Source organism: Stenotrophomonas sp. P5_B8 (genome assembly GCF_054049855.1).
Window position 1 is genome coordinate 1 of record NZ_JBFULO010000244.1, and the last position, 7,641, is coordinate 7,641.

General features: G+C 67.0%; 6 protein-coding genes and 2 pseudogenes. 2 read left to right on the plus strand and 6 right to left on the minus strand.

Annotated features, from left to right (window positions below; genetic code table 11):
* A pseudogene (locus tag ACXJKH_RS13370) lies at window positions 1–213 on the minus strand (VanZ family protein); the annotation flags it as partial.
* Window position 214: 1 nt separating this feature from the next.
* Entirely contained in the window at window positions 215–1,399 is a 1,185-nt protein-coding gene (locus ACXJKH_RS13375) for a class I SAM-dependent methyltransferase (RefSeq protein ID WP_256777088.1), read from the minus strand.
* A gap of 55 nt (window positions 1,400–1,454) precedes the next feature.
* Here ACXJKH_RS13375 and ACXJKH_RS13380 point away from each other — a divergent pair, with 55 nt between their 5' ends.
* Window positions 1,455–2,192 carry a pteridine reductase gene (locus tag ACXJKH_RS13380; RefSeq protein ID WP_457319950.1) on the plus strand — a complete coding sequence of 246 codons (738 nt, stop codon included), beginning with the start codon at window positions 1,455–1,457 and terminating at the stop codon, window positions 2,190–2,192.
* Between the two features lie 75 nt (window positions 2,193–2,267).
* Here the strand turns inward: ACXJKH_RS13380 and folK are convergent.
* A pseudogene (gene folK / locus ACXJKH_RS13385) lies at window positions 2,268–2,615 on the minus strand (2-amino-4-hydroxy-6-hydroxymethyldihydropteridine diphosphokinase); the annotation flags it as partial.
* An 84-nt stretch (window positions 2,616–2,699) separates the two neighbouring features.
* Here folK and ACXJKH_RS13390 point away from each other — a divergent pair.
* Window positions 2,700–3,437, plus strand: a complete 738-nt coding sequence (locus tag ACXJKH_RS13390) for a 20S proteasome subunit A/B (protein WP_457319952.1) — start codon at window positions 2,700–2,702, stop codon at window positions 3,435–3,437.
* A gap of 94 nt (window positions 3,438–3,531) precedes the next feature.
* Here the strand turns inward: ACXJKH_RS13390 and ACXJKH_RS13395 are convergent, their stop codons facing one another.
* Genes ACXJKH_RS13395 through ACXJKH_RS13405 form a run of 3 tightly spaced genes read right to left on the minus strand, consistent with a single transcriptional unit; the run spans window position 3,532 to window position 7,307 of the window.
* Window positions 3,532–5,049: an ATP-binding protein gene (locus tag ACXJKH_RS13395; protein WP_457319954.1), complete on the minus strand. Its 1,518-nt coding sequence runs from the start codon at window positions 5,047–5,049 to the stop codon at window positions 3,532–3,534.
* A gap of 3 nt (window positions 5,050–5,052) precedes the next feature.
* Complete coding sequence (locus tag ACXJKH_RS13400; RefSeq protein WP_256777094.1) at window positions 5,053–5,493, minus strand: response regulator; 441 nt, start codon at window positions 5,491–5,493, stop codon at window positions 5,053–5,055.
* On the minus strand, window positions 5,490–7,307 hold the full coding sequence (locus ACXJKH_RS13405) for a sensor histidine kinase (protein ID WP_256777096.1): 1,818 nt from the start codon (window positions 7,305–7,307) through the stop codon (window positions 5,490–5,492). Before ACXJKH_RS13405 ends, ACXJKH_RS13400 begins: the two co-directional genes overlap by 4 nt.
* Between the last annotated feature and the right edge of the window lie 334 nt (window positions 7,308–7,641).

Genomic DNA, 7,641 nt, shown 5'->3' on the forward strand with positions numbered 1-7,641 from the left:
CAGCAGGGCTGCGCGCGTGCGGTAGATCTGCACCGCCGAAGCGGCCAACAGGAAGTAGGCAAGAAAATGCTCCACCTTGTCGCTGTTCTTGGGCAGGTCCAGCGGCGGCGGCGGAATCAGGCAGACGGTGATGGTCACCGCGATCGCCAGCCACCACAGACCCAGCCAGAAGCGCGGCCAGCGCAGCGGCTTCAACATCCCTGTCATGGTCATCTCAGAGGCGCCAGGTCAGGTCGCCGAGCAGGAACGCGGCCTCGAATTCAACGTCACGCTGGAACCCCATCACCTGGAAGCGCTCGCCCATGCCGGTGGGCAGGGTGAGTTTCTTGACCTGATCACGCAGGCGCACCTTGCCGAACTCGTCCACGCGCGCCTCGGCCTTGGCCAGCAGCGCATCGAGCCCGTTGCCCAGCAGGAAATTGGCCTGGGTGCAGTACCCGGCGATCTCGAACCCGGCACCGGTGCCGGCCTCGGCCAGCGCGGTGAAATCCACCGACGCGGTCAGGTCCTGCAGGCCCGGCCACCGGTAAAGATCGTTGTGCACCTGGTGGCGGTAGAACGCGCGCACCGTGCCGTCGTCGCGTTCGTCCTGGTAATACTCGCCACGCGGGTAGCCATAATCGATGAACAGCATCGCGCCGCGCTGCATGCCGCCGGCCACGGCCTGGATCCAGTACGGCAGCTGCGGCAGCAGTTCGGAACGGTAGCCATCGGCGAACGGCTTCTCACGGTAATGCTCGATGTGGCGCACCGCCGCGCTGAGCATGGCATCGGCCGGTTGCGCGCCACGCACGAAGGCGCCCTGCGCATCCAACTCCACGGTTTCCTCATAGACCATGCCGTCGCGCGCCAGGAAGCGCGGCGTCGGCAGCGCATCGATCACCTCGTTGGCGAACACGATGCCGTCCCAGTCGTCCTCGAACGGGCCGTCCAACCACTCCACCAGTTCGAACACCGGGCCGATCAAGGCCTTTTCCAGACGCTCGCGCTGGCGCTCGCGCAGGTCCGCGCTGGGTTCCAGGATCGCGTAGCGTTCGGGCAGCGCGTCCAGTTCCAGCATGCGCTTGAGCAGCACCTCGGCAAACGCGCCGCTGCCGCCGCCCAGCTCCATGAAGCGCGCCTGCGGGCCCAGTTGCTGCATCACCGGGGCGATCGCATTGGCCACGGTGGCGGCAAACAGCGGGCCCAGTTCCGGGGCGGTGGTGAAATCGCCGGATTCGCCGAACTTGCTGGCACCGGCGCTGTAATACCCCAGTCCCGGCGTATACAGGCTCAGCTCCATGAACCGTGCGAACGGGATGGCGCCGCCGTTGGCAAGGATGTCGGCGCGCAGCGCCGCGGCCAGCTGGTCGCTGTGGGCCAGGGCGTCGGTATCGGGGGTGGGCAGTGGCGAATGCATGAGGCAGGCGATTGCGGTGACAATGCACAGCATAGCCGAGCAGGGAGTACCCCCGATGACCGATACCGCACCCGTCGTGCTGATCACCGGCAGCGCGCGCCGGATCGGCGCGGCGATCGCCCGCCAGTTCCATGCCTGTGGCTGGTCGGTGGTGCTGCACGCGCATACCTCCACCGCCGAGCTGCAGCAGATGGCCTTCGACCTGGACATGCTGCGCCCTGGCAGCGTGCTGGCGCTGCAGGCCGACCTGCGTGACGCCGACGCCATCCCCGATCTGGTCGAGCAGACCGTGGCCCAGTTCGGGCGGCTGGATGCGCTGGTCAACAACGCCTCCAACTTCTACCCCACCCTGCTCGGCCAGATCACCGCCGAACACTGGGACGATCTGTTCGCGGTCAACGCGCGCGCCCCGCTGCTGCTGGCCCAGGCCGCCGCACCGCAGCTGCGCCGGCACCTGGGCTGCATCGTCAACCTGACCGACCTGCACGGCACCCAGCCGATGCGCGACCACCCGGTCTACAGCGCGGCCAAGGCGGCGCTGGAAATGATCACCCGCTCACTCGCGCTGGAACTGGCACCCAAGGTGCGGGTCAATGCGGTGGCCCCCGGCGCGATCCTGTGGCCGGAACAGGGCAAGGACGATTTCGCCCAGCAGGCGCTGCTGCTGCGCACCCCGCTGGCGCGTACCGGCACGGTGGAGGAGATCGCCGAGGCGGTGTACTGGCTGGTGACCGATGCGCCCTTCATCACCGGGCACACGCTGCGCGTGGATGGCGGCCGAACGCTGTCGTAATGCCGGCCGCTGGCCGACGACCAAACGATGCAACCGCCCCGGTAGTGCCGGCCGCTGGCCGGCAACCAGGCGGTGCAGTTCCGGGCGCGGAATGCGCAGGTGGCCCGGGCCTTCCACGATCAGGTCGCCGTAGAACACCACGTCCAGGTCCAGGGTGCGGTCGGAGAAGCGCGGGCCGCTGCGGTCGCGGCCGTGCGCGTCTTCCAGCGCATGCAGCCAGGCATCGAGCGCATCCAGCGGCACATCGGTGTCGATCGCCACCGCATTGTTGAGGAAATCCGGGCCGTCGAAGCCGACTGCGGCGGTACGGTAGGCCGGCGAGACCGCGATCGCGCCGAAGCGCGCGCGCAGCGCATCCACCGCGGCGTGAAGATGCTGTTGCGGCTGCAGGTTGCTGCCCAGGCTCAGGAGCACAGTGGTCATGGTATTCAGCGTGCGTGGGGCGAATCCACACGGGACCAACATGGCCTGCGCATAGAATCGGGGTGCACATCATAGGACACCGACATGACCTATTGCGTCGGCATCGAGGTGGACGAAGGCCTGGTCTTCGCCGCCGATACCCGCACCAACGCGTCGCTGGACGACGTGCGGGTCCATCGCAAGCTGCATGAATTCGAGTTCCCCGGGCAGGCCGCCTTCGTGATCATGGCCGCCGGCAACCTGGCCACCACCCAACTGCTGGTCTCGCGTCTGCGCCGCGACGTGGAGGAAGCGCGCGAGCAGAACCTGCTCGCCTACCGGCACCTGTTCGAGGTGGCCGAGTACGTCGGCCGCGTGCTGGTCGACAGCCAGGTCAAGGCCACCACGCAGGACGCCGGACAGGACGGCATCATGACCCAGGCCACCCTGATCCTGGGCGGGCAGATCGCCGGTGAACAACCGGGCATGTACATGATCTACCCGCTCGGCAATGCGATTTCCGCCTCGCCGGAGACCCCGTTCCTGCAGATCGGCGAATCCAAGTACGGCAAGCCGATCCTGGACCGCATCCTGCGCCCGCAGACGCGGCTGGAAGATGCCGCGCGCACGGCGATCGTGTCGCTGGACTCGACCATCCGCTCCAACCTGTCGGTGGGCCTGCCGGTGGATCTGGTGCTGATCCGCAAGGATGACCTGCGCATCAGCCAGCGCATGCGCCTGGCCGGCGACAGCCCGTTGTATGCGCAGATCCACGGCAGTTGGTCGCACAAGCTGGAGCAGGCGGTAACCACCCTGCCCCGGTTTCCATGGGAAGAGGCCTGAAACCGCAGGGCCGGCCGCTGGCCGGCCACCCGACACTGTGGGGTGCAGGCAGAGCCGGCCAACGGCCGGCACTACCGTGGTCATCCCACCACGATCAGGCCGTCTCCAACGCCTCGGCCACCGAACGGAACACCTGCTGCATTTCCAGCGGCTTGCGCAGCACGTGCACGTTGATCGTCGACGGGAACACCGCCAGTGGCACGGTGACGTCGGCCTCTTCCAGCACCAGCGCCGGCCCGCGGAAGCCCAGCGCGGCCATTTCGCCCAGCAGGTGGCTGGCCGACAACAGCTTGGAACCGGCATCGGCGATCACCAGGGCCGGCATTGCTTCCTGCTGCATCCAGCGCAGCGCCGCGGCGCCGTCGGAGGCCAGCTGCAGGTGGTAGCCCTGGCTGGACAACGCGTTGCCCAGCAGCGACAGACGCGTGGCCTCGCCATCCACCACCAGGATCGACTGCCCGGTGCCGGCGGCAATCGGCTGATCCACCGCCTCGCTGTCGGTGGCCACTTCCTGCATCGGCAGCAGCAGGTCGAAACGCGTCCCGACCCCGACCGTGCTGTCCACGTGGATGCTGCCGTGCACGCCTTCGACGATGCGCTTGCACGAGATCAGCCCCAGGCCGGTGCCGTTGGCCTTGGTGGTGAAGAACGGGTTGAACAGATGCGACAGCGTGTCGGCATCCATGCCGGTGCCTTCGTCGGTCACCGAGATGCGCAGCCACTCCTCGCCCTGGCCATCGCGGTCGGCGGCCGCGCGCAGCGTCAGTCGCCCGCCGTTGGGCATCGCCTGGATCGCGTTCAAGGACAGGTTCAACAGCACCTGCTGCAGCTCGGTGTAGTTGGCATCCACGGCCAGGCCTTCATCGGCCACGTCCAGGTGCAGGCTGACCTTGGCCGGCAGGTTGCTGCGCAACAGCAGCTCCACCGCCTCGAACAGGTGCGCGATGCAGATCTGCTCACTGGGCTTGCGTGAGCCACGCACGAAGGACAGCATCGACTCGGCCATCTCGTGCCCGCGCCGGCCGCACTCGGCGATGATGTCGGCCAGGTGGTGCAGCTGCGGGTCCTGGGTCCGCGCCTTGAGCAGGTCGGGCATGATCAGCAGCGGCTGCAGGATGTTGCGCAGGTCGTGGCTGAGCCCGGCGGCCAGCAGCGACAGGCTTTCCAGGCGCTGGGCACGCATCAGCTCGGCTTCCACCCGCTGGCGGTCCATGCTGCTGCGCGACTCGCGTACCGCGCGCGCCACCGCCGAGGGCAACCGCGCCGGCTGGTGCTTGATGATGTAGTCGTTGGCGCCCTGGTGCAGCGCGGCCACCGCGTTTTCCTCACCCATCGTGCCGGACACGAAGATGAAGGGCACATCCGGATGCCAGCCGCGCACGATCTGCAGCGCTTCGTTGCCGGAAAAACCGGGCATGGCAAGGTCGGACAACACGATGTCCGGCGAGAAACGGCTCAGCGCCTCGCGCAGCTCGCCCGCGCTCTCCACCCGCTCGAAGCTGGCTTCAAGACCGGCATCGAGCATCTGCTCGCACATCAGTTCGGCGTCCTCGGCGGAATCTTCCACCAGCAGGACGCGCAGCATACCCAGGGACGGGCCAGTCAGCGGCATGGCTTACTCGATCTCCGGCGCCTGGTTGATGACCGCCCAGAACTTGCCCAGGGTCTGCACCGCACCGAAGAACTGGTCCACGTCCACCGGCTTGACCACATAGGCATTCACGCCCATGTCCCAGCTGCGGGCCAGGTCGCTTTCCTCGCGCGAGGACGACAGGATCACCACCGGCAGGCGCTTGAGCTCTTCGGTGTTGCGAATCTCGCGCAGCACTTCCAGGCCGTCCATGCGCGGCATCTTGATATCCAGCAGCAGCACCGCCGGCAGGCCTTCCTCGCGGTTGGCGAAGGCGCCGCGGCGCAGCAGGTAGTCCATCGCTTCCACGCCGTCTTCGACGTGCACGATCGGGTTGGCCAGGCGGGCCTCTTTCAGGGCGTCGACGGCCATCTCGGCGTCGGCAGGGCTGTCCTCGGCGAGGAGGATGGTGCGGAGTGCGGTCATGCGGCGGAGCCCTTGTTGATTGCGTCGAGCGCAGGGGGAAGCAGGAAGTGGAACGTGGCGCCGGCATCGACGGCCGACTCGGCCCAGATGCGGCCGCCGTGGCGGGTCAGTACGCGGCGTACGCTGGCCAGGCCGATACCGGTGCCGGGGTAGTCGCTGGCCTTGTGCAGCCGCTGGAACACACCAAACAGCTTGCCGGCGTAGGCCATGTCGAAACCGGCGCCGTTGTCGCGCACCGTGAACAGGTGGCCGCCATCGGGCTGCTGCTGGTACTCGACCTCGATCCGGGCCGGGTCGCGGTTGGACGAATACTTGAGGGCATTGCCCAGCAGGTTCAACCACACCTGGCGCATCATGTTCTCATCGGACACCAGGATCGGCAGTGGGGCGATCTTCCACTCCACGTGGCGGCGCACGCCGGTTTCCTCGGCCTCGCTCTGCAGGTTGGCATCGAGCATGGCGCGCGTGTCGGCCACCAGCGACTGCATGTCCACCGCCTGCATCCGCATCGCCGCCCGGCCCAGCCGCGAGTAGACCAGCAGGTCGTCGATCAGCGCGGCCATGCGGCGTGCCGAGTTGGAAATCACCCCGAGGTAGTGCAGCGACTTTTCGTCGGCCTGATCGCCCAGGTGGCGGGTAAGTTTGTCGGAGAAGCCGGCGACGTGGCGCAGCGGCGCGCGCAGATCGTGGGACACCGAGTAGCTGAAGGCTTCCAGCTCGCGGTTCACCTCGGACACCTGTTCCACCTTGCCTTCCAGCTGCCGGTTCAGTTCTTCCACGCGCTGCTGCACGGCGCGCTGCACGGTCACATCGCTGACCGTCATCAGCACCACCTCATCGTCCTTGTCCGGCAGCGGCATGCGCCGGGCATTGATCAGCATGGTGCGCACCTGCTCGTCGGCGGTGCGCTGCTCGTGTTCGTAATCCCACAGCTCGCGGCCGCGCAGCAGCACATCGATCAGCCGCTGGCGCACCACCGCATCCTTCCAGGCGCCGTCGCCGATGCTGTCCAGGCTGCGGATCTCGGTGCTGGTTTCATCCAGGCCGTAGAGCTCGGCAAAGGCCGGATTATGCAGCTGCACTTTCAACTCACGGTCGAGCAGCACGATCGGCTCACGCACGGTGTTCAACACCGAGGCGGCGCGTGCGGCCGAACGCTGCGAGGCTTTCTCGGCGCTGGCGCGATGGCTGATCTGGCGATGCAGCAACCACAGCACCAGGCCCAGCAGCGACAACTGCACCAGCAGCGCCGACCACGACACGAACTCGCCCTGGCGCTGCTGTTTCTGGAATACGGCGCTGCGCTCTGCCAGCAGTGTCTCTTCGTTGGACTGCAGTTCTTCGATCAGCTTGCGGATCGGATAGCGGGTGGTCAGGTCCTTGACCAGTTCGCGCTGGTCCGAATCCGGTGCCGAGCGCGCCAGTTGCCTGGCCAGTTCCATACGCCGTTCCACCATCGACTGGATGCGGCCGATGCGGACCAGCTGTTCGGGATTGTCGCGGGTCAGTTCAGTCAGCCGCTGCAGCCGCTGCGGGATGTCCTTGGCTTGGCCAAGACGCTCGCGCAGACCCGGCGCGTCGATGCCTTTGGACATGGTCAGCGCAGCCGACTCCACGTCGCGCACATCGGCCTGCAACTGGTACACCGCCACGCCCACATCCTGGGTATGGGTCACCCAGCGCATGGCTTCGGTATTTTCTTCGGACAGCTTCCGCAGCGTCAGCCACGGGACCACGATGATGGCCACGGCGGCCAGGGTCAGTGCCGGCAAGCGCCAGCGATCCCAGACGTCATCACTGAAAACCAGCGCCATATGCCCTCTTCAACTCACGGTGCCGTAACCGGCGGTGCCCAGCGCAGCGGCCTTGGCTTGCTTGGCACGTCGACGCGGGCTAAGCCATGAATATACCGCAGCGCATTGTGAATAGGGCTGGTCTCATTTAATGAACAGTTTAGGAAAAACCGCATAGCTACTGCGGGCACGCTTTCTCTCGTTCGGAGGCGTACATAAAGCGGCCTGCGGCCCTTGACGCGCGCGGCGGTCGGTGGGTCGGGCGCTGGGTGCCCATGCCCTTTCCGGCGAATGTCCCCCGGCGTCGGCCTGCGGCCGCCCCCTCCTCCTTTATTTCGCCTCCAAGGGCATGGGC

What these genes read in the sequence shown, in the direction of transcription:
- ACXJKH_RS13395 (WP_457319954.1), bottom strand. Translation starts at nt 5,049, where the DNA reads ATGCCGCTGACTGGCCCGTCCCTGGGTATGCTGCGCGTCCTGCTGGTG.
- ACXJKH_RS13375 (WP_256777088.1), bottom strand. Translation starts at nt 1,399, where the DNA reads ATGCATTCGCCACTGCCCACCCCCGATACCGACGCCCTGGCCCACAGC.
- ACXJKH_RS13405 (WP_256777096.1), bottom strand. Translation starts at nt 7,307, where the DNA reads ATGGCGCTGGTTTTCAGTGATGACGTCTGGGATCGCTGGCGCTTGCCG.
- ACXJKH_RS13390 (WP_457319952.1), top strand. Translation starts at nt 2,700, where the DNA reads ATGACCTATTGCGTCGGCATCGAGGTGGACGAAGGCCTGGTCTTCGCC.
- ACXJKH_RS13380 (WP_457319950.1), top strand. Translation starts at nt 1,455, where the DNA reads ATGACCGATACCGCACCCGTCGTGCTGATCACCGGCAGCGCGCGCCGG.
- ACXJKH_RS13400 (WP_256777094.1), bottom strand. Translation starts at nt 5,493, where the DNA reads ATGACCGCACTCCGCACCATCCTCCTCGCCGAGGACAGCCCTGCCGAC.